General features: G+C 68.5%; 18 protein-coding genes. 10 read left to right on the plus strand and 8 right to left on the minus strand.

Annotation, left to right across the window (positions count from 1 at the left end; translation table 11 throughout):
* The first annotated feature begins 198 nt into the window (after positions 1–198).
* Together CFB43_RS25200 and CFB43_RS25205 are read left to right on the plus strand one after the other, a co-directional pair.
* On the plus strand, positions 199–2382 hold the full coding sequence (locus tag CFB43_RS25200) for an FUSC family protein (RefSeq protein WP_089497031.1): 2184 nt from the start codon (positions 199–201) through the stop codon (positions 2380–2382).
* A gap of 137 nt (positions 2383–2519) precedes the next feature.
* The gene (locus CFB43_RS25205; RefSeq protein ID WP_089497032.1) at positions 2520–2732 is read left to right on the plus strand and encodes a hypothetical protein; all 213 of its coding nucleotides are present in this window, start codon (positions 2520–2522) and stop codon (positions 2730–2732) included.
* A 144-nt stretch (positions 2733–2876) separates the two neighbouring features.
* Here CFB43_RS25205 and CFB43_RS25210 read toward each other — a convergent pair whose 3' ends face one another.
* Together CFB43_RS25210 and CFB43_RS25215 are read right to left on the minus strand one after the other, a co-directional pair.
* A complete protein-coding gene (locus CFB43_RS25210) occupies positions 2877–3986 on the minus strand; it encodes a DmpA family aminopeptidase (RefSeq protein ID WP_089497033.1) in 1110 nt (369 codons plus the stop codon).
* Positions 3987–4066: 80 nt separating this feature from the next.
* On the minus strand, positions 4067–5473 hold the full coding sequence (locus CFB43_RS25215; RefSeq protein WP_089497034.1) for an APC family permease: 1407 nt from the start codon (positions 5471–5473) through the stop codon (positions 4067–4069).
* Between the two features lie 141 nt (positions 5474–5614).
* Between CFB43_RS25215 and CFB43_RS25220 the strand changes: the two genes are divergently transcribed.
* Both CFB43_RS25220 and CFB43_RS25225 read left to right on the plus strand, forming a co-directional pair.
* On the plus strand, positions 5615–6415 hold the full coding sequence (locus CFB43_RS25220) for a helix-turn-helix transcriptional regulator (protein ID WP_089497035.1): 801 nt from the start codon (positions 5615–5617) through the stop codon (positions 6413–6415).
* A gap of 138 nt (positions 6416–6553) precedes the next feature.
* Positions 6554–6937 carry a hypothetical protein gene (locus CFB43_RS25225; RefSeq protein WP_089497036.1) on the plus strand — a complete coding sequence of 128 codons (384 nt, stop codon included), beginning with the start codon at positions 6554–6556 and terminating at the stop codon, positions 6935–6937.
* An 81-nt stretch (positions 6938–7018) separates the two neighbouring features.
* Here CFB43_RS25225 and CFB43_RS25230 read toward each other — a convergent pair whose 3' ends face one another.
* Both CFB43_RS25230 and CFB43_RS25235 read right to left on the minus strand, forming a co-directional pair.
* Positions 7019–7330 carry a panthothenate synthetase gene (locus CFB43_RS25230; RefSeq protein ID WP_089474805.1) on the minus strand — a complete coding sequence of 104 codons (312 nt, stop codon included), beginning with the start codon at positions 7328–7330 and terminating at the stop codon, positions 7019–7021.
* 233 nt (positions 7331–7563) lie between these two features.
* On the minus strand, positions 7564–8994 hold the full coding sequence (locus tag CFB43_RS25235) for a cytochrome P450 (protein WP_089498135.1): 1431 nt from the start codon (positions 8992–8994) through the stop codon (positions 7564–7566).
* An 87-nt stretch (positions 8995–9081) separates the two neighbouring features.
* Between CFB43_RS25235 and CFB43_RS25240 the strand changes: the two genes are divergently transcribed.
* From CFB43_RS25240 to CFB43_RS25260, 5 genes are all read left to right on the plus strand, one after another.
* Positions 9082–10017, plus strand: coding sequence for a helix-turn-helix transcriptional regulator (locus tag CFB43_RS25240; protein WP_089497037.1), 936 nt, complete (start codon positions 9082–9084; stop codon positions 10015–10017).
* 139 nt (positions 10018–10156) lie between these two features.
* Positions 10157–11041, plus strand: a complete 885-nt coding sequence (locus CFB43_RS25245; protein ID WP_089497038.1) for a LysR substrate-binding domain-containing protein — start codon at positions 10157–10159, stop codon at positions 11039–11041.
* 182 nt (positions 11042–11223) lie between these two features.
* On the plus strand, positions 11224–12156 hold the full coding sequence (locus CFB43_RS25250; protein WP_218828071.1) for an AEC family transporter: 933 nt from the start codon (positions 11224–11226) through the stop codon (positions 12154–12156).
* 125 nt (positions 12157–12281) lie between these two features.
* Complete coding sequence (locus CFB43_RS25255; RefSeq protein ID WP_089497040.1) at positions 12282–13217, plus strand: DMT family transporter; 936 nt, start codon at positions 12282–12284, stop codon at positions 13215–13217.
* A 287-nt stretch (positions 13218–13504) separates the two neighbouring features.
* A complete protein-coding gene (locus CFB43_RS25260) occupies positions 13505–13879 on the plus strand; it encodes a COG4315 family predicted lipoprotein (protein ID WP_089427567.1) in 375 nt (124 codons plus the stop codon).
* A gap of 156 nt (positions 13880–14035) precedes the next feature.
* On the opposite strand, the gene CFB43_RS25265 is transcribed toward CFB43_RS25260, so the two are convergent.
* Positions 14036–15553, minus strand: coding sequence for a CoA-acylating methylmalonate-semialdehyde dehydrogenase (locus CFB43_RS25265; protein WP_089497041.1), 1518 nt, complete (start codon positions 15551–15553; stop codon positions 14036–14038).
* A gap of 49 nt (positions 15554–15602) precedes the next feature.
* Entirely contained in the window at positions 15603–16958 is a 1356-nt protein-coding gene (locus CFB43_RS25270) for an aspartate aminotransferase family protein (RefSeq protein WP_089497042.1), read from the minus strand.
* Between the two features lie 105 nt (positions 16959–17063).
* Here CFB43_RS25270 and CFB43_RS25275 point away from each other — a divergent pair, with 105 nt between their 5' ends.
* Entirely contained in the window at positions 17064–18014 is a 951-nt protein-coding gene (locus tag CFB43_RS25275; RefSeq protein WP_179254898.1) for a LysR family transcriptional regulator, read from the plus strand.
* Positions 18015–18192: 178 nt separating this feature from the next.
* Here CFB43_RS25275 and CFB43_RS25280 read toward each other — a convergent pair whose 3' ends face one another.
* Both CFB43_RS25280 and CFB43_RS25285 read right to left on the minus strand, forming a co-directional pair.
* Positions 18193–19431: an MFS transporter gene (locus CFB43_RS25280; protein WP_089497044.1), complete on the minus strand. Its 1239-nt coding sequence runs from the start codon at positions 19429–19431 to the stop codon at positions 18193–18195.
* Positions 19428–19763 carry a hypothetical protein gene (locus tag CFB43_RS25285; protein WP_089497045.1) on the minus strand — a complete coding sequence of 112 codons (336 nt, stop codon included), beginning with the start codon at positions 19761–19763 and terminating at the stop codon, positions 19428–19430. The genes CFB43_RS25280 and CFB43_RS25285 overlap by 4 nt, the downstream gene beginning before the upstream one ends.
* Positions 19764–19800 lie beyond the last annotated feature (37 nt).

The raw sequence follows: 19800 nt of genomic DNA on the forward strand, positions 1-19800 counted from the left end.
CCTGTGAGCAACCTGTAGCGGAGCCGCTATTTTCCTCCACGGGATGCGACAGATTGTTACTCCGGCTGCAACTATCGTTTCCCCGAAGCTGCGTTAATGCGCGGGCGCCGCACTCCTACAATCGGCGCCTCAACAGTCGAACGGACCCGTTCGGATGCGCCGCGCACCGTGCCGGCCCCGTACCGGCCCCCTCTTTTCATGAAGCCACAACCTGCGATCGAGCGCCCTTCCATCGAACCGGCACGATGGAGAACCTGGCTCGATCCACTCGGCGACGCGGCGCGCGACTGGGCCGCGAGCGACGGGCTGATCTGGCTGCACCTCGCGAAAACCGTGTTCGCGGCGCTCCTCGCAATGGGCATCGCGATGCGCCTGGAGATGTCGCAGCCGCGCACGGCGATGACGACCGTGTTCGTGCTGATGCAGCCGCTGTCGGGGATGGTGTTCGCGAAGAGCTTCTACCGCGTGCTCGGCACGGCGGCCGGCCTCGTCGCCGCGCTCGCGCTCGGCGGTCTGTTCGCGCAGCAGCCCGAGCTGTACATGGCCGGCATCACGCTGTGGATCGGCACCTGTATCGCGCTCGCGGTGCGCAACCGCCACTTCCGCTGGTACGGCTTCGTGCTGGCCGGCTATACGGCCGCGCTGATCGGCCTGCCGTCCGTGATGACCCCGCAGACGCTGTTCCAGTCCGCGCTCACGCGCGCCGCGGAAGTCGCGCTCGGCATCGCGTGCTCGGGTGCGGTCAGCGCGCTGATCCTGCCGCTCAGCTCCGCGAAGGCGCTGATGCGTTCGCTGGGCACCCGCCACGCGACGTTCGCGGCGTTCACGGCCGGCGCGCTCGCGGGCGACGTCGCTCGCGGCGATTTCGAACGACGCTTCGCCGATTTTGTCGACGACATCGTCGGCTTCGAGGCCAACCGTGCGTTCGCGTCGTTCGAGGATCCGCACATTCGCGCGCGCAGCCGTCGCCTCGCGCGGCTGAACAGCGAGTTCATGAACGCGTGCACGCGGCTGCATGCGCTGCACCAGCTCGTCAAGCGATTGCGCGCCAATGGCTCCGACGCGGTGCTCGATGCGCTGGCGCCGCACGTCGATGCGCTTGCGCAACGCTTCGCCGCGCTGCGCGACGAGCAGCAGCGCGGCATCGCGCCGGCCGCCGACGCACTGCTCGAGCTGCGCCGCTTCCACAGCGCGTTGCCGAAAGCCGCGCGGGCATCGCGGCGAACCATCGAGGCGCACGCTGCCGGCGGCCTGCTCGACTTCGATACCGCAATCGAGCTGCTGTACCGCTTCATCGGCGAATATCTCGGCTACGCCGACACCTATGCGTCGCTCGACCAGGACGATCACGCGTTCGAGCGCTCGGTCACGCACTACGCGGTGAAGACCAATTCGTTCTTCGTCGGGTTCGCGTTCCTGCGCACGATCGTCGCCGTCGGCGCGATGAGCGCATTCTGGCTCGCATCCGAATGGCCGAGCGGACCGCTCGCCGTGATCGCCACCGCGATTGCGTGCGCGCTCAGCTCGACGTCGCCGCGCGCGCCGAAGTTCGTCGCGCAGATGAGCGTCGGCGCGGCGTTCGCGACCGCGGTCGGCTACGTGTACCTGTGCTACGTGTATCCGAACATCGAAGGGTTCCCGCTGCTGTGCGCCGCGCTCGCGCCGGTGCTCGGCCTCGGCGCGTTTCTCGCGATGCGGCCGGGCTTGTCCGGCTACGGGATCGGCTTCGCGGTGTTCTTCTGCCTGCTCGCGGGGCCCGACAACGTGATCGCCTATACGCCCGAGCTGCTGATCAACAACGGGCTGGCGATCGTCGTCGCGATGCTCGCGTGCTCGCTCGTGTTCGCGGTCGTCTTTCCTACCCACATGCCATGGCTCACGGGCCGCATCGCGCACGACCTGCGCCGTCAGGTCACGCTGGCGTGCGAAGGGCCGACGGAGCGCCTCGCGCAGCGCTTCCAGTCGAGCACGCACGACCTGATGGCGCAACTGCGCACGCTGCTCGTGCGGCGCACGCGACAGCATCGCGACGCGCTGCGCTGGATGCTGTCGACGCTCGAGGTCGGCCACGCGGTGATCGACCTGCGCGACGAACTGAACGGGTTCTGCGCATCGAAACCGCCGCAAACGCTGCGCTGGACCGGCTCGATCGACGCGGTGCTGCACGAGTTGCCGCGCTTCTTCGACGACCCGACGCCCGGCCACCACGCGCGCACGCTGAAATCGGTGAACCTGGCGATCCGCGCGGCGCAGCACACGCTGCAGGCATGGTATGCGGTGCCCGACGAGCGGCACCGGATGCAGCGCATCGTCGGCTGCCTGCACTTCATGCGCAGCGCGCTGCTCGACAAGGATGCGCCGTTCAACCGGCACCGCCATTGACGATCGGTGCGCGCGCAACGGGATCCTTGTTCCGGATGGAAATAAGCTCTACAGCCGCGGTGATTAATCTTTAAGCAGTGCGAGCCTATAGTGTCCTCACTGCCAGCGAGACTGGCACCCACCCAGGAGAAACCCAAATGAAGCCGCTGCACCTCGCCCTCGTTGCCCTGTCGCTCACCGCTACTGTTGCTCACGCACAGCCGGCACCGGCAGACGTCGCACAGCAACCGGCGAACCGCGCTGAAGCCGTGAAGGCCGCCGGCCGCGTCGATCGTTCGCAATCGAAGCAGGAAGACCCGAACGCGTGTGTCGGCCCCGTCAGCTTCTGCAACATCTACTTCGGCAGCTGAGCATGACGCCGCGTCGTCACAGCCAGGCCCGCACCGCCCGCGTTGCATCCATGGGCGAGCGGCGGCCCGGCCGATCGCGGCCCGGCCGATCGCCGCATCGCCGCTCCCTTCCGCGCCGCTTCGATTGAAGCGGCGCATGCCGTTTCAGGCGCCGCGCCCCGGCCGCCAGCCCACCTCGCGCAACGCATCCAGCAAGCGCGCCTGCCCCAGCCCTTCGACCCGCGCCCCGCGCGACTCGACGTCGCCGCCCGCGACGAGCGCATTCACGATCGCTTCCTCCACCGCTTCCGCCGCCGCGACGAACAACGCGGAAATATGGTCGTTGTTGACCATCTTCACGCCGGTGGTCGGCGCGCCCTTGCTGCCGTAGTTCGCCGCCGGCAGGCCGTCGTTGCCGGTTGCAAACGCAAGGAAGATGTCGCCGCTCGAATCTTCCGTACCGCCGCCGACGCGCGCCAGCCCGACGCTCGCGCGCTGGGCGAGACGCGTGCACTGGTGCGGCAGCAGCGGCGCGTCGGTTGCGATCGTCACGACGATCGACCCCATCCCTGCCTCGCCTTGCGCGCCTGGCGCGCGGAACGGCGACGGCACGTGCCGCAGCACTTCGCCGACCGGATAACCCGCCACACGCAGCATCTCGCGCACGCCGTAGTTCGCCTGCACGAGCGCGCCGACGGTCCAGCCGCCCGCATCGGCCGCGAGCACGCGCGACGCGGTGCCGATGCCGCCCTTGAACTCGTGGCAGATCATCCCCGTGCCGCCGCCCACGCCGCCTTCGGCAACCGGCCCCGACTGCGCGGCGGCCAGCGCGCGCTGCACATGCGCGGCGCTCACGTGCTGGCCCCAGATGTCGTTCAGCAGCCCGTCGTAGGTTTCCATCACGACCGGCATGCACCAGTACACGCGGCCGGCCGCCGCTTCGCGCTCGTTCGCGACGAGCGCATCGCGCACCGCGCCGACGCTGTGCGTGTTCGTATAGGCGATCGGCGTGGTCAGCAGGCCGGCCTCGCGGATCCATTCCAGCCCCGTCGCGTCGCCGTTGCCGTTCAGCACGTGCACGCCCGCGAAGCACGGCGAATCGTGCGCCGCGCCCGCGCGCGGCTCGATGACGGTGACGCCGGTGCGGATCGACGCGTCGCCATTCTCGACGTTCAGCGTGCAATGTCCGACCCGCACGCCCGGAACGTCCGTGATCGCGTTGAAGCGGCCCGGCGTGCCGAGTCCGATGCGGATGCCGAGATCCCTCGTGCGCATGATGCAATTCCTCCAGTCTTTCAGTAGTTCGATGATTCAGTGTTTCGATGTTTCGGTACGGCAAGCTTTCGATCCCGCGCTCAGAGCGCGCGGAAGGCTTCGCTGTGGCGCGCCCAGACCGCATACATCACGAGCGCGGCGACCAGCAGCCCCGCGATGATGATCAGGTCGGTCGGCTTCGTGGCCGTTGCGAGCGTGGTGTAGAGCGTATACGCGGCGCCGATTACCGCGACGAGCGGCGTCACGGGCCACAACGGCATCCGGTAATGATGCTCGACATCACGACGCACGAAGCGGCTCGCGAGCGCGGCCAGCCCGACGACCAGATAGATCAGCAGCAGCAGGTCGACCGTGAACGCGGTCAATTCGTCGAGGCTCGACACGAACACGAGCCCCGCCGACGGCACCGCGAGCGCGATCGTGGCGAGCCACGGCGATTCGAAGCGCGGATGGATCGTCGAGAAGGCGCGGTTGCAGGTGCGCGACCAGAGCGCGTGCCGGCCGCTGCTGTACAGCAGCCGGCCCATCGTGATCACGATCGCGATGATCGCGTTGAACACCGACAGGAAGATCCCGCCGCTGACCACGCGCGACACGGCCGGGTTGCTCAGCGAACGCACGACATAGCCGATCGGGTCGGCGCTCTTCGTCAGCTCCGTCAGCGACGGCGCACCGAGCACGATCGCGGTGAGCGGAATCAGTTCGACGACGAGGATCACGAGCAGCGAGTAGATCACCGCCTTCGCGACATTGCGGTTGCCGCCGCGCAGGTCTTCCGCGAGATAGGCGGCGGAGCCGAAGCCGTTGTAGCAGAAGATCGCGGTGCCGATCGCCGGGACGATCGCGGCCAGCGTCGCCGGCACGAGCGCGTTGCCGCTCGCGACGACCGGCGCGATCAGCGCGTCGGCGCCGCGATGCGGCGAACCGAAGCCGAGGCCCGCGATCAGCATCAGCACGCCGATCTCGACGACGAGAAACGCGCCCGTGATCCACGCGTTCGTCTTGATGTTCAGCATGCCGAGCAGGTAGCTGAGCAGCACGATCGTCAGCGCGACCGACTGGTTGCTGAAATGCGTGCCGAGCGCGTTGTTCAGGTAGGGCGCGGCGCCGCTCGCGAGCACGGCGGGGATGAACACGCTGACGGACAGCACCGTGATGAAGGTCAGGTAGCCGGGCAGCGTGCCGAACACGCGCTTGGCCATCACGTACTCGCCGCCCGCGCTGCGGTGCGCGGCGCTGAGCTCCGCATAGCAGAGCGCGAACGCCAGCGCGAGCACGCCGCCGAGCAGGAACGACAGCACGGCGCCGCTGCCGGCCTGCTGGATCGCGAACGGCGCGATCACGAAGATCGAGCTCGCGGGCGTCACGCCCGAGACGGTGATCATCACCGCATCGCGCACGCTGAGCGTCTGCGACAGCGCGCGCGGCGCGTCTTCCGTTGCAGGCGCCGCTTGCAGCGTGCCCGTCGATTCCGACATCATCGCCATTTCGTTCTCCTGTGCTTGGGCCAATCCTTTGCCACTCTTTTTTGAACGCCCATACTCGGGCCCGATTGATTGCGTGGCAGTCTAGGAAGCCAATTTCAGGACCGCTATTCCCCCTTCGTGTTACGCCCTTCCGGTGGTGGTATGGATCGTCTCTTTTCCGAAATCGCGATGCACCAGGCGCTCGGCCGCGCAATCGATCATCTCGGCCAGCCGCGCTTCTGGCGGTTCCTGGTGCTGCTGCTCAATGAAATGGTGCCGTTCGACAACGCGCTCGCGACCGCGATCGGCCGCGACGGCGTGCCGCTCGTGCTCGACGAATACGACACCGGCGGCACCGATGTCGCATCGCCGGTGCCGCTCTACCTGAACGGCTTGTATCTGCTCGACCCGTTCCTGCAGGCCGCGCACGACGGGCTCGCCGACGGCTGCTACCGGCTCGAGGAAGTCGCGCCCGACCTGTTCCGGCAGAGCGAATATTTCCTGAGCTACTTCCGCGATGCGGTCGGCGACGACGAGATCCAGATCCTCGTGCGGCCGAACGCCGACGTGCTGCTGTCGCTGTCGCTCGGTGCGGGCACGCGGTTCGACGTCGAGCCGCTCGGCAAGCTGACGGCCGCGATGCCGTGGGTGCTCGCGGCGATCCGGCAGCACTGGCGGCTGGTGGGCGACGCGGCGCGCGCGACGCCCGATGCCGATCTCGGCGCACGGGTCGAGCAGGCGCTTGCCCGCTTCGGCGCGGGCGTGCTGACCGATCGCGAGATGTCGATCGCGAGAATGGTGCTGCGCGGCAATTCGTCGAAGGCGATCGCCGAGCGGCTGGCGATCTCCCCCGAAACGGTGAAGGTGCACCGGCGGCATTTGTACGCGAAGCTCGGGATTTCGTCGCAGCCCGAACTGTTTTCGCGCTTCATCCAGGCGCTGGGGGAAGACGCGGCCGGATGACGGCATCGGTGCCGACGGAGGGCAACCGGCGTGGAATCGGGCACACTCCGTGAAACGCCGCATGCCGCGGTCATCCGGTAAGGCCGATACGGACGCACCGTCGACAACAGGATTGCCCGACAACAGGAGCCCCGATTCATGTCGCTCATTCCGATCATCGGACTTGGCTGGCTGCTGCTGTGCGCGATCAGTGCCGCATCGATCGTGCTCATCCCGCCGGCGGTACTGGTCGCCTGCCTGATGGGCAAGCACGTCTGGTCGATCCTGACCCGCGGCCGGCTGCAGTGCGCGTTCCTGGCCTATCTCGGTTCAGCGCCGGTGCCGGCCATCTTCACGTTCCTGCTGGAGGCCGGCGCCTCGGCCGGGAGTCACGGCGGCGTGGCGTCCGACAGCCTGCGCCAATGGAACGAACAGTGCTTTTTCGTGTTCGTCGCGGCTGCGGCACTGAGCGGCCTGCTGTTGCTGGTGCGGCCGAAAGACGGGAAAACGGCGAACGCCGAACCGTCGCAGCCTGCGCGATAGCCGGCATGCGAACGACGGCGCGCCAAGCCGCCTGCCCGGGTCTCGAACAGGGGCATCGTCCTGCGCCGATTCCCGCAACGTCTATGTCGACTTCCACTTCGCGCCGATCTGTGCAAGCCCGGCGTGCTTGAGATCGTCCGGCAACATCACCACGCGGAACTCGCAGTCCGCATTCAGCATCAGGAACCACGGCTCCGCGAGCGCCGGGATCTGTGACGGATCATTCAGGTCGACGATCACGACCGCCCCGCGCCCGCCGTTCTGCTCAGTGAAATACACGGCCTCCGGCTTGACCGCTTCGAGTATTCGCCCGATCACGTCGCCGACGCTGCCGTCGCGCACCAGCGTGTTGAACGGCTCGTGAGGAATTCGTATGTTGAGAAGCATGCGCATGACCATCCTCCTTGGGCTGCGCCCGGCCTGGGCCCTTCAAGCATAGGTGCTGCGCGATGCCGCGCCAGTGGCGTCGAAGGCGGTTGCCGGCAGACATTCACATTTCGACGATTCGATTTCGTTGCGTGTCGCGAACGGCAAGCGTTCGCGACACGCGAATCAGCCGAGCCTGCCGTCGCGTTCGATATCGGTCGTCGACTCAGCGGCCCGCTCGCGCGGCCACGCCGGCCGCATCACATGGAACGCCCATCCGCCGCCGGCGCGATCGCGAGATGCAGCGGCCGGTCCGGCCGCAGCGTCACGTTCAGCACCGGCCGCGGCGGCACCCTGCCGGGCGGCGCCGACAACGCGTAGCGCTGCAGGATCATCGCCGCGACGACCGTCATTTCCGTCATCGCCAGATGCTGGCCGAGACACACGCGCGGGCCCGTGCCGAACGGCATGTAGGTTCCGCGCGGTGCGGCCGGCGCGTCGTCGGCAAAACGCTCGGGGCGAAACACGTCGGGCGCGTCGAACCATCGCGCATCGCGCTGCATGAGTTGCAGCGGCAGCATGAACAGCGTCCGCGCGGGAAACTGCCACGGGCCCAGCACGATCGGCCGCGACGCGCGGCGGCTGATCAGCATCGGCGCCGACGGATACAGGCGCAGCGTTTCCTCGAGCGTGTGCGTCAGGTAGCGTAGCGACGCTCGCGACTCGGCCGACGGTGCGCAACCGCCCAGCACGCGCGACACTTCATCGCGCGCGGCGGCCTGCGCCGCCGGATTCGTCGCCATGCACCACGCCCACCAGGTCAGTGCGCCGGCCGTCGTCTCGTGGCCCGCGAGGAACGCGGTCATGCATTCGTCGTGCACGGCCTGCAACGGCCATCGCCGCGCGTCGTCCCGATGCAGCCGCAACAAACGCGACAGCAGATCGTCGGGCCACGCACGCGCCGGCAGGTCGAGACGCGCATGCAGTTGCCGGTCGATCAGCCCGTTCAGCACGGCCATCGCCCGTGCCTTGCCGCGCTTCCACGGCACCCAGTCCGGCGTGCTCGCGGGCCAGTAAAAATCGGCGTTGGCCGCCGCGCTCACCGCGCGCACGGCTTCCTCGGCCGCACGTGCGTCGTCGCCGATCGCGTCGGAGAACATCGTGCGCATGATCACGTCCATCGCCAGCGACGTCAGCGCGCTTTCGATCGGCCAGTCCGGATCGCGCGCGGGCCACTGCGCGAGCGCATGTCCGGCCGTCGCCGCGATCGACGGCACGAACGTCTGCACCGCCTTCGGCATGAAATTCGGCTGCAACGCCTGCCGCTTGCCGCGCCACGCGTCGCCTTCGGCGATCAGCACGCTATGGCCGTGGACCTCCGCAAACACGCGGACGGCACGCTCCCAGCGCCCGAGCGCATCGTGATGCGTGACCAGGAGTTCGCGCACGAGCGCGGGATCGGTCACGACCACCGCATGCTCGGGCCACACGCGCACGTGCACGACGTCACCGTATGCGCGCTGCCAGCCGGCCAGCGTGCCGAGCAGGTCGCGCGACATCGCGCGCAGCAGCCCCCAACCCGTCAGGCCGGCAGGCGGCCCCGGCGGCCATACGCCGGGCGGGTGAAGCACGGGCGCCGCAGCAGCAGCGCCCGTATGGAATGGACATGAGGATGTGGATCGCGTGTTCATGGGCCGGATTGTCCGCACCGGCATGGCGGCGGTCTTGAACGCAAACGACATCGACACGCGTCGGGCCGCTCCCTATACTCCAGCGTCATGTTCTCCGACCCGTCATCGATCCCGCCGTCGTGCCCCGATCCGCTGGCGCGCGCCCCTCGCGCGCCGAGCGACGGGCGAGCGCCGCGTGGACGGCTGTACCCCGCGCCGGCTGCCCTGCAGGGCGCGGTGGTCGCGATCGTGTTGCACGATACGCGCGGGGTCGCCTTGAGCGACGCGCAGCGGCTCTCGCATTTTCCGGCCACGCCGCTCGTGTGCGTGTCGTGGTATCGGGATCTCGACGTGGGCTTCGTCGAACCCACGGCCGACGGGCCCCGGTGGCGCCCCTTCGGTGCCGCCGTGACGCTGTCGGGCAGCCATTCGGCCCCCACCGTGGCCTGGGCGCCGACGGGCGGACGAATCGGCATGATCTGCTTCACCGCCGATGCGGCGCGGGCGCTGTTCGGCATCGCGCTCGCGGACATCCACGATCGCGTGCTCGACGCCCATGCGTGCCTCGGCGACGACTGGCACCCGCTGCTCGATGCGCTGGCCGGCGCGGACCGCGATGCCGATGCGCTGGCGGCGATCGAACGTCATCTTGCACGTCGCTGGCAGGCGTTACGGCCCGCGACGCCGCTGTCGTCGCTACGCAATGCGGGACGCAGTTGGGTCGAGCGCCTCGCGCTGCAGGCGCGCGAATGGCGGCATACCCACAGCCCGCGCCAGGTCGAGCGGCGGATCAAGACCTACAGCGGCCGATCGCTGCGCGAATGGCAAACGCTCGTCAGGACGGAAAGCGCGTTCTTCGCGGCGCGCGACCGGTACGAAGCCGGCGCCGCGTTCAACTGGGCCACGCTGGCGCTGGACGAAGGGTTCGCCGACCAGGCGCACCTGAGCCGCGAGGTCAAGCGCATCACGGGGTTCTCGCCGAGCGAATTCACGCAACGCTTCATCGACGACGAATCGTTCTGGATGTACCGGCTGTGGGTGTAAGGCGCCGGCGATCGCGCTTCGGCCGCCGTTGCCGTACCGGTTCCCGGTTGCCCGATCCAACCCGAGCGGGCACGATGGGCGCGGACCCTGCGCATGCCTGTCGTCCGCGGTCCATCCCGCCCCTCATGTGACTTCACCCATGTCATTACGCGCATTCAGAACGCTGGTCGCCATCGCCCGACACCGTACATTCGCACGCGCCGGCGAAGCCATCGGCCTCACGCAATCGGCGGTGAGCCTGCAGATCAAGACGCTCGAAAGCGAATACAACGTGCAGTTGTTCGATCGCTCGCGCCGACAGCCGGTGCTCACCGAGGCCGGCAACATCCTGCTGGCCCAGGCCGAGCAGGTGCTCGCAATGGTCGACCGGATTCCCGACGCGCTCAGCGACGAGAAGAAGCTGGTCGGCCGCCTGCGGATCGGCGCGATCCAGACCGCGCTGTCCGGCCCGCTGCCCGACGCGCTGCTCGCGCTGCGCGCGGCGCACCCGCGGCTGCGCGTGCACGTGTCGGCCGGGATGTCGGCCGAACTCGCGAACCGCGTCGCGGCCGGCGAACTCGATGCGGCGATCACGACGCGCCCCGTGCGCCCGCATCCGGCGGAACTGACGTGGACCACGCTGTACGAGGATCGCTTCTGGCTCCTCGCGCCGCCCGACCATGCGGAACGCGACGCGGTCACGCTGCTCGATTCGCTGCCGTTCATCCGCTTCGATGCGCAGGCATGGGCCGGGCGCATGATCGCCGCCGAGCTGCGCCGCATCGGCGTGCGCGTGCGCGAGGAGATGGTGCTGGACAGCGCGGAAACGATCGCGCGCATGGTCGCGCGAGGGCTCGGCGCGGCGATCGTCGCGCTCCCCGATTCGACGCTCGCGCGGCTGCCGCCCGTCACGCGCTTGCCGTTCGGCCAGCCGCAGATGGGGCGCGCGGTCGTCCTGCTCGAACACCAGTCGCGTCCGGCCGAGCGTTTCGCACGTGCGCTGGCCGCCGAAGTCACCGCGTCACCGATAAGAATTGCTCATTGAACACCCGATAATTAACCATTATTCCTGTTGCTTGCGCGTGTTAACTTGGCGGCATCGTCACTCTTTCGATTGCGTGTCGCCATGGTGCCCGCCGGATGGATTCCCGCCTCGTTCCGCCGTTTTGCGTGCCAGCCGCTCGCGGCGGCCCGCACCGCCCGCACGGCTCGCGTGAAGGCGTGTCGATGATCGGCCCGATCCTGCTCGCGCTGGCACCGGTTGCGCTGCTGGTCGCGTTCGGCCACGGCCTGCGGCGCTCCGGCTTCATCGGCGATGCGTTCTGGCCGCAGGCCGAGCGGCTGTGCTACTACGTGCTGTTGCCCGCGCTGTTCGCGGACAGTCTCGCGAACGCACGGCTGCAATCACTGCCCGTTTTACCGCTCGCGGCCGCGCTGGTCGGTTCGACCGCACTCGCCGCGGCGCTTCTCCTGCTGGTCCGCCGGTTCGTGCGGGTCGACGGCGCCGGCTTCACGTCGGTATTCCAGGGCGCCGTGCGCTTCAACAACTATGTCGGCACCGCGCTGGCGGCCGGCCTGTTCGGCGCAAAAGGCATCGCGCTCGCGGCCGTATGCGTCGCGGCGATCGTCCCGACCGCCAACCTGATGTGCGTGCTGGTGTTCGCGCGCTACGGCGACACGCGGCTCGGCGCGGCGGCGCTCGCGCGCCAGATCCTGTCGAATCCGCTCGTCGTCGCGTGCGCGCTCGGGATCGCGATGCAGGCCGGCGGCGTCTCGTTCCCCGCGGCCGTCGCGCCGGCCGTGCGCGCGCTCGGCGTCGCGTCGATGCCGCTCGGCCTGCTGTGCGTGGGCGCGGCACTGAGATTCGATGCGGCGCGTGCGTGGCTGCAGCCGGTGTGTGTCGCGTCGGCATTCAAGTTCATGGCGATGCCGCTCATCACGCTCGCCGCCGGCCGGCTGTTCGGGCTCGGCGATGCGGCGCTGACGGTCGCGCTGCTGTTCCAGGCGCTGCCGACGTCGTCGGCGTCCTACATCATGGCGCGCCAGCTCGGCGGCGATGCACCGCTGATGGCCGGCATCACCGCGTTCCAGACGGTCGCCGCGGCGCTCGCGATGCCGGTCGTGCTGAGCGCGCTCGCGTCGGCGCCCGCGTTTCGCTGACGACGCAGCGCCTCCCTCCTTCCCCCTGAATCCAGACTGCCAGCCGGCCATCGCGCGATTCCGCATCGTCGGCCGCGCGCGGTCGCTCACGCGTTGCCGCAGGCGCTCACCGAGAAACCCTTCACATGAACGCTCCCGCCCCGCCCGCCGCCCTCGTCGCCCCCAGGCCGCATGCGGCCATCTACGTGAAGCTCACGCTCGTCGCGCTGTTCTGGGGCGGCACATTCATCGCAGGTCGGATCCTGGCCGCAACGATGTCCGCGACCGCCGCGGCCACCGGCCGCTTCGCGATCGCCGCGCTGCTGCTGGTCGTGCTGACGTGGAAGATCGAAGGCGGGCTGCCGAAGCTGAGCGGCCGCCAGATCCTGACGACCTTCGGGCTCGGCGCGACCGGCATCTTCCTGTACAACGTTTGCTTTTTCGCGGCACTGGCGCGGATGCCGGCGGGCCGCACCGCGCTGTTCGTCGCGCTGAACCCGGTGGCCACTGCCGTGCTGCTGTCGATCGTCGTGCGCGGGGAGCGCCTGTCGCTGTCGCGCTGGGCCGGCATCGCCGTCGCGCTGTTCGGCGCGCTGGTCGTGATCAGCCGCGGCGACTTGCTGCGGGTGCTGACCGATCTCGGCGACACGTTCGGCTCGGGCGAACGTTTCATGCTGTGCGCGGTGCTGAGCTGGGCCGCCTATACGGTGATCGGCCGACGCGCGCTCGACGGGCTGTCGCCGCTCGCGGCCACGACGTATGCGGCGCTGTGGGGCCTCGCGCTGCTGATCGGCGCGCACCTGTTCGGCTCGCCCGCCGTCAGCGGCACGCCGCTGACGTGGCAGGCCGTCGCGTCGATGCTCTACCTCGGCGCGATCGGCACGGTGGTCGCGTTCGTCTGGTATTCGCAGGGCATCCGCGAACTCGGGCCGGCCCGTGCGGCCGTGTTCACCAACCTGGTCCCCGTGTTCGGCGTGCTGCTGTCGGTCGCGCTGCTCGGCGAGCCGTTGTCGCCGTCGATGCTGGCCGGTGGTGCGCTCGTGATCGCGGGCGTCGCGTTGACCAATCGCGCGAGGCGCTGACGCATCGGCATGCGCTCCTCGCGCCCAAGGGGACGGATGTCGAATCTCGGCGCCGGAGCGTGACGGCCGTTGTGTCACGCCCACGCGCGGCCGATACGCCCCCCGATGTTCTCGCAGCCCCGCCAAAAACCGCCTATCGTGAATGGAGCGCCCCGTTCACCGCCACTCGACCCTGCGTCGCTCGCACCGGCGGTAACGGCACCGCGTTCCGGCACCATTCATCGCGATCCCGGCGCACGCTCGCCCGTGCGCCATCGCGGCCGCCCACCGGATTACAGGAGGCCCTCATGAAAGCCGCGCTGCTCGTCAGTTCCGCCCTGCTCGCCATTGCATCCGCTTCGGCGTCGGCCCAAGGCTCGATCACGAAAGTCGAAAACGGCGCGCTCGTCGCCGCAAACGGGATGACCGTCTACGCATTCGACCAGGACAAGCCCAACGCCGGCACCAGCGCCTGCACCGGCCAGTGCGAATCCTTCTGGCCACCCTACAAGGCCAGCGCGACCGACGTCCCGGTCGGCCCCTACACGATCATCAAGCGCGATGACGGCAGCCCGCAATGGGCGTACAAGGGCAAGCCGCTGTACTTCTTCTCGAAGGACATGAAACAGGGCGACCGCAACGGCGACAACTTCAAGAACATGTGGCACGTGGTGGCGCCGTAACCGTCCTTCCGACGTCTTCCGCGCGCGCCGCGCGGACGTAAAAAAAGCCCGCGCGGATCGTCGATCCGGGCGGGCCTTGTCGCGGTCACGCCGGCCGCATTGCATGGCGTTGCCCGCCGTCAGGCAGGCGGACGACGCATGCAGCCGGGTGGCGCGTCAGCGGTTCGACGGGAAGCTGAACACGGTGCCTTCGCGCACGCCGGCCGACGGCCAGCGCTGCGTGATCGTCTTGCGCTTCGTGTAGAAGCGCACGGCGTCCGGGCCGTACGCGTGCAAATCGCCGAACAGCGAACGCTTCCAGCCGCCGAACGAGTGGTACGCGACCGGCACCGGCAGCGGCACGTTGATGCCGACCATGCCGATCTGGATGTTGTCGCTGAAGTAGCGCGCGGCCTCGCCGTCGCGCGTGAACAGGCAGGTGCCGTTGCCGTACTCGTGCGCGTCGATCAGCGCCATCGCCTCGTCGAGCGACTTCAGGCGGATCACGCCGAGCACCGGCCCGAAGATCTCGTGCTGGTAGATCGGCATGCCGGGCTTCACGTTGTCGAACAGGCACGGGCCGAGGTAGTAACCGCCGTCGTGACCGTCGACCTTCACGCCGCGGCCGTCGACGACGAGCGTCGCGCCCGCTGCCACACCGGCTTCGACGAAACCCGTCACCTTCTCGAAATGCTGCTGCGTGACGAGCGGGCCCATGTCGATGCCCGCGCCGTTGCCCGGGCCGACCTTCATCTTTTCGATTTCGGCTTTCAGGCCCGCGACGACCTGGTCGCCCGTCTCGTCGCCGATCGCGACGACCAGAGGAATCGCCATGCAGCGCTCGCCGCACGAACCGTACGCGGCACCCATCAGCGCGTTCACCGCGTTGCCGATGTCGGCGTCCGGCATCACGACCGCGAAGTTCTTCGCGCCGCCGAGCGCCTGCACGCGCTTGCCGTGCGCGCAGCCGGTCGAATAGATGTATTCGGCGATCGGCGTCGAGCCGACGAAGCTCACCGCCTTCACGCGCGGGTCGGTCAGCAGCGTGTCGACCGCTTCCTTGTCGCCGTTCACGACGTTCAGCACGCCCGGCGGCAGGCCCGCTTCGAGCGCGAGCTCGGCCATGCGCAGCGTCGACGACGGCGTGCGCTCCGACGGCTTCAGCACGAACGTGTTGCCGCACGCGACCGCCATCGGCCACATCCACAGCGGCACCATCACCGGGAAGTTGAACGGCGTGATGCCGGCCGCGACGCCGAGCGCCTGGAACTCGCTCCACGAATCGATCGCGGGGCCGACGTTCTTGCTGTGCTCTCCCTTCAGCAGTTCGGGCACGTAGGTCGCGTATTCGACGTTCTCGATCCCGCGCTGCAGCTCGCCCATCGCATCGGCGAGCACCTTGCCGTGCTCGGCGGTGATCAGCGCGCACAGCTCGTCGGCGTGCTCCTCGAGCAGCGTCTTGAAGCGGCTCATCACGCGGGCGCGCTTCAGCGGCGGCGTATTGCGCCAGGCCGGGAACGCGGCCTGCGCGGACGCGATCGCGGCTTCGACGGTCAGCTTGTCGGCGAGCGCGACGCTCTTGTGCGATTCGCCGGTGGCCGGGTCGAACACCGGCTGGACGCGGCTGCCGCCGTCGACGCGCTTGCCGTCGATCAGGTGGCCGACGGTGGACGTTACGTTGCTGTCGTGTTTCATGTATCTGACTCTTTCGTGAATTCGGTTATCGCTCGGGGCAAGCCGCGGCTCAGTCCACTTCGTTCAGCGCGTCGGACAGCGCGTTGACCAGGTTGTCGATCTCGCGCTTCTCCGAGATGAACGGGGGCGCCAGCTGGATCGTGTCGCCGCCGTAGCGCACGTAGAAGCCCTTCGCCCAGCAGCGCATCGCGATCTCGTACGGGCGCCGTGCCGGCTCGCCCGGCAGCGCCGCGATCGTCAGGCCGGCAGCCAGCCCGTAGTTGCGGATGTCCGTAATGTGGCGCTGGCCCTTCAGCCCATGCACAGCGGCCTCGAAATGCGGCGCGAGATCGCGCACGCGGGCCACCGCGTCTTCCTTCACCAGCAGGTCGAGCGCCGCGACGCCGGCCGCGCAGGCCACCGGGTGCGCCGAATACGTATAGCCGTGCGGGAACTCGAGCATGTACTCGGGGCCGCCCGCGGCCATGAACGTGTCGTAGATTTCCTTCGTCGCGATCACGCCGCCGAGCGGCTGCACGCCGTTCGTCACCTGCTTCGCGAAGTTCATGATGTCCGGCACCACGCCGAACGCGTCGGCGCCCGTCATCGCGCCGGCCCGGCCGAAGCCCGTGATGACTTCGTCGAAAATCAGCAGGATGTCGTGCGCGGTACAGATATCGCGCAGGCGCTTCAGATAGCCCTTCGGCGGCACGACCACGCCCGCCGAACCGGAGAACGGCTCGACGATCACGGCCGCGATGTTCGATGCGTCGTGCAGCGCGATCAGCTCGAGCAGGCGGTCGGCCAGCTCGGCGCCGTGCTCGGGCATGCCGCGCGAGAACTTGTTTTCGGCGAGTTGCGTGTGCGGCAGGAAGTCGGCATCGAGGCCCTGGCCGAACAGCTTGCGGTTCGGCCCGATCCCGCCGACCGAGATGCCGCCGAAGTTTACGCCGTGATAGCCCTTCTCGCGGCCGATCAGGCGCGTCTTCGTGCCCTTGCCCTTCGCGCGCCAGTAAGCGCGGGCCAGCTTCAGCGACGTATCGGCCGCCTCCGAACCCGAACCCGTGAAGAACACGTAGTCGAGGCCGGCCGGCGTCAGGTCCTTGATCTTGTTCGCGAGCTCGAACGATTTCGGATGGCCGAACTGGAATGCCGGCGCGTAGTCGAGCTGCGCGACCTGGCGGCTCACGGCTTCGACGATTTCCGTGCGGCCGTGACCGAGGCCCGTGCACCAGAGACCCGACAGGCCGTCGAAGATCTTGCGGCCTTCGGCGTCCGTGTAATACGCGCCCTTGCCCGACACGATCAGGCGCGGATCGGCCTTGAACTGGCGGTTGGCCGTGAACGGCATCCAGTGCGCGTCGAGCCACGCAGCGTCGGTGCGGAGGGTGGTTTCGTCGTGCTGGGCGGTGGTGATGTCGGTCATGTCGGTCGGCGCGGGGCGCCCCTCCTCCTTATGTTGATATTGCGCATTGTCGGGAGGCCAATTAGTCTTTTGAATATCGCAATATCAATGTTCACTTGCGCATCTATGCAAGCAAAGCAACCGAAGAGTCGCGCGCTGCTCGGGCAGCTCAGCGACATGGATCTCCGCCTGCTGCGGGTCTTCAAGGGCGTCGTGCAGTGCGGCGGGATGGCCGCGGCCGAACTGGAACTGAATATCGGCATCTCGACCATCAGCCGGCACGTGAAGGATCTGGAAACGCGCCTCGGCCTCGTGCTGTGCCGGCGCGGCCGCGCGGGCTTCACGCTGACGCCCGAGGGCCAGACGGTGTACGAGGAGACGTTGCGGCTGCTCGCGTCGATGGAAGCATTTCGCAGCAGGATCGACGGCATTCACGACCGGATGGGCGGCGAACTGCACATCGCGGTATTCGACAAGACGGCCACCAACGCGAACGCACGGCTCGGCGACGCGATCCGCCAGTTCGCCGACGAAGCGCCCGACGTCTCGCTGAACCTGCATGTCGCGTCGATCAACGAGGTCGAGCGCGGGATCATCGACGGCAGCTATCAGGTCGGGATCATTCCCGCGCACCGCAACTCGGGCAGCCTCGTGTATTCGGAGCTGTTCGACGAACGGATGCTGCTCTACTGCGGCCGCCAGCATCCGCTCTACGATGCGCCGCACGGCAAGCTCACGTGGACGACGATTCGCAACCATGCGTTCGCGGGCCTCGGCTTCCATTCGCCGAACATGGAGCTGAGCCATCGCGCGAAGCTCACGCGCAGCGCGACCGCGTCGGACCAGGAGTCGATCGCGACGCTGATCCTGTCCGGCCGCTATCTCGGCTTCCTGCCCGACCATTACGCGGAAAGCTTCGAAAACAAGGGGCTGATGCAGCCGATCGCGCCGCATCGGTTCAATTACCGGTGCCGGTTCGTGAGCCTGCTGCGGCGCTCGCCGCGGCCGTCGCGGGCTGCGTTGCTGTTTCAGTCGTGCCTTGAGGCCGCGCATGCTGCGGCGCGGCCGGTCGCTTAACGGCCGTCGTGGCTGAGTGGCTGAGTGGCTGAGTGGCTGAGTGGCTGAGTGGCTGAGTGGCTGAGTGGCTGAGTGGCTGAGTGGCTGAGTGGCTGAGTGGCTGAACGGCTGAACGGCTGAACGGCTGAACGGCTGAACGGCTGAACGGTCGGGTAGCCTACGTCGGTTTCACTGCCGGTCAAGCGCCGTCGCCCGTGCCCGCCTGTGCATGCATCCGCTTCATGAAATGCGTCGCGACGAGCGCCGCGGCAAAACCGGACATCGCGCCGACGCCGAGCGCCCAGCGCGGGCCGAGATGATTCGCGACCCAGCCAGCCACCGGCGCGCCGATCGGCGTGCCGCCGAGCGCCACCGCGAGGCGCAGCGCCATCACACGCCCACGCATCGCCGGCTCGGTCGACAGCTGCACGAGGCTGTTGGTCGAGTTCATGAAGGTGATCGCGGCGATTCCGGTCAGCACGAGCGCGGCGCCGAACAGCCAGTAACCCGGTGCCAGCGCCGCCAGCGTGCAGCCGAGCCCGAGCAGCGCCGCGCCGATCCACAGATGCCGGAAACGCGGCCGGTCGCGGCGCGCCGCGAGCAGCGCACCGGTGATCGTGCCGACGGCCATCATCGACGACAGCACGCCGAAGCCACGCGCGTCGACATGAAACACGCTGGCCGCCATCGTCGAGATGAACAGCTGGAAATTGAGCCCGAACGTGCCGATCAGGAACAGCATCACGAGGATCGCCTTCAGGTCCGGGCGCTGCCATACATAGCGGAACCCGTCGAGCAGGCTCCCGCGCGTGCGGTCGGCCCGCGCATGCGCACGTAGTTCGTCGTCACGCAGCATCGACAGCGACGCCAGCACCGCGACGAAGCTGAGCCCGTTGAGCAGGAACGCCCAGCCGGTGCCGACCGACGCGATGATGAAGCCGGCCGCCGCCGGCCCGATCATCCGCGCCGCGTTGAACGACGTCGAGTTGAGCGCGACGGCGTTCGCCAGCTCCCGATCGGCGACCAGCTCGGCAACGAACGTCTGCCGCACCGGCGCATCGAACGCCGACGCACAGCCGAACAGGAACGCGAACAGATACACGTGCCACAGCTGCGCGACGCCGGTCACCGTCAGCAGCCCCAGCAGGAGCGCGAGCCCGCCCATCAGCGCCTGGGTCGCCATCAGCAGCTTGCGCTGGTCGAAACGGTCGGCCGCGTAGCCCGTCCACGGCAGCAGCAGAAGCTGCGGGCCGAACTGCAGCGACATCACGATCCCGACGGCCGACGCGTCGTGATGCGTGAGCTGCGTGAGGACGAGCCAGTCCTGCGCGGTGCGCTGGATCCACGTGCCGATGTTCGACACCAGCGAGCCGATCGCCCACACGCGATAGTTGAAGCTGCGCAGCGAGCGGAAGACGCCCGCCGCCGGCACGTTCATGGCCGCTCCCGGTCGGGCTCGTTGCCGCCGTGCAGCTCACCGAAGCGCCGCGCGAGGAACAGGCCGAGCGCGAGGATGCCGAGGCCGAACGCCGCCGCGTCGGCCGTGATGCGGAGATCGAAGTCGCCGACCCTGCACACCAGCACGTAGGCAATCACGAGGTTCGCGACGCCCCACAACACATTCACCGTGGACGACGACAACCCACGCCCGGGCGGATTCGCGAACGGGGTCTGGAACGGCTCGCCGCGCAACCCGCTGACGAGATGCGGCACGACGTTCGCGAGAAACGCACCGCCGAAGAAATACGACACGAGATGCGGGAAGTTCATGTTTAGGCTGTCCTTGCGGCAAACGGGGCGAGGCGGT

The sequence above is a fragment of the Burkholderia sp. AU15512 genome (assembly GCF_002223325.1).
Classification (GTDB): Bacteria; Pseudomonadota; Gammaproteobacteria; order Burkholderiales; family Burkholderiaceae; genus Burkholderia.

Excerpts from the sequence above, each read along its gene's own strand:
- CFB43_RS25200 (WP_089497031.1), top strand. The coding sequence starts at position 199 with ATGAAGCCACAACCTGCGATCGAGCGCCCTTCCATCGAACCGGCACGA.
- CFB43_RS25205 (WP_089497032.1), top strand. The coding sequence starts at position 2,520 with ATGAAGCCGCTGCACCTCGCCCTCGTTGCCCTGTCGCTCACCGCTACT.
- CFB43_RS25210 (WP_089497033.1), bottom strand. The coding sequence starts at position 3,986 with ATGCGCACGAGGGATCTCGGCATCCGCATCGGACTCGGCACGCCGGGC.
- CFB43_RS25215 (WP_089497034.1), bottom strand. The coding sequence starts at position 5,473 with ATGGCGATGATGTCGGAATCGACGGGCACGCTGCAAGCGGCGCCTGCA.
- CFB43_RS25220 (WP_089497035.1), top strand. The coding sequence starts at position 5,615 with ATGGATCGTCTCTTTTCCGAAATCGCGATGCACCAGGCGCTCGGCCGC.
- CFB43_RS25225 (WP_089497036.1), top strand. The coding sequence starts at position 6,554 with ATGTCGCTCATTCCGATCATCGGACTTGGCTGGCTGCTGCTGTGCGCG.
- CFB43_RS25230 (WP_089474805.1), bottom strand. The coding sequence starts at position 7,330 with ATGCGCATGCTTCTCAACATACGAATTCCTCACGAGCCGTTCAACACG.
- CFB43_RS25235 (WP_089498135.1), bottom strand. The coding sequence starts at position 8,994 with ATGAACACGCGATCCACATCCTCATGTCCATTCCATACGGGCGCTGCT.
- CFB43_RS25240 (WP_089497037.1), top strand. The coding sequence starts at position 9,082 with ATGTTCTCCGACCCGTCATCGATCCCGCCGTCGTGCCCCGATCCGCTG.
- CFB43_RS25245 (WP_089497038.1), top strand. The coding sequence starts at position 10,157 with ATGTCATTACGCGCATTCAGAACGCTGGTCGCCATCGCCCGACACCGT.
- CFB43_RS25250 (WP_218828071.1), top strand. The coding sequence starts at position 11,224 with ATGATCGGCCCGATCCTGCTCGCGCTGGCACCGGTTGCGCTGCTGGTC.
- CFB43_RS25255 (WP_089497040.1), top strand. The coding sequence starts at position 12,282 with ATGAACGCTCCCGCCCCGCCCGCCGCCCTCGTCGCCCCCAGGCCGCAT.
- CFB43_RS25260 (WP_089427567.1), top strand. The coding sequence starts at position 13,505 with ATGAAAGCCGCGCTGCTCGTCAGTTCCGCCCTGCTCGCCATTGCATCC.
- CFB43_RS25265 (WP_089497041.1), bottom strand. The coding sequence starts at position 15,553 with ATGAAACACGACAGCAACGTAACGTCCACCGTCGGCCACCTGATCGAC.
- CFB43_RS25270 (WP_089497042.1), bottom strand. The coding sequence starts at position 16,958 with ATGACCGACATCACCACCGCCCAGCACGACGAAACCACCCTCCGCACC.
- CFB43_RS25275 (WP_179254898.1), top strand. The coding sequence starts at position 17,064 with ATGCAAGCAAAGCAACCGAAGAGTCGCGCGCTGCTCGGGCAGCTCAGC.
- CFB43_RS25280 (WP_089497044.1), bottom strand. The coding sequence starts at position 19,431 with ATGAACGTGCCGGCGGCGGGCGTCTTCCGCTCGCTGCGCAGCTTCAAC.
- CFB43_RS25285 (WP_089497045.1), bottom strand. The coding sequence starts at position 19,763 with ATGAACTTCCCGCATCTCGTGTCGTATTTCTTCGGCGGTGCGTTTCTC.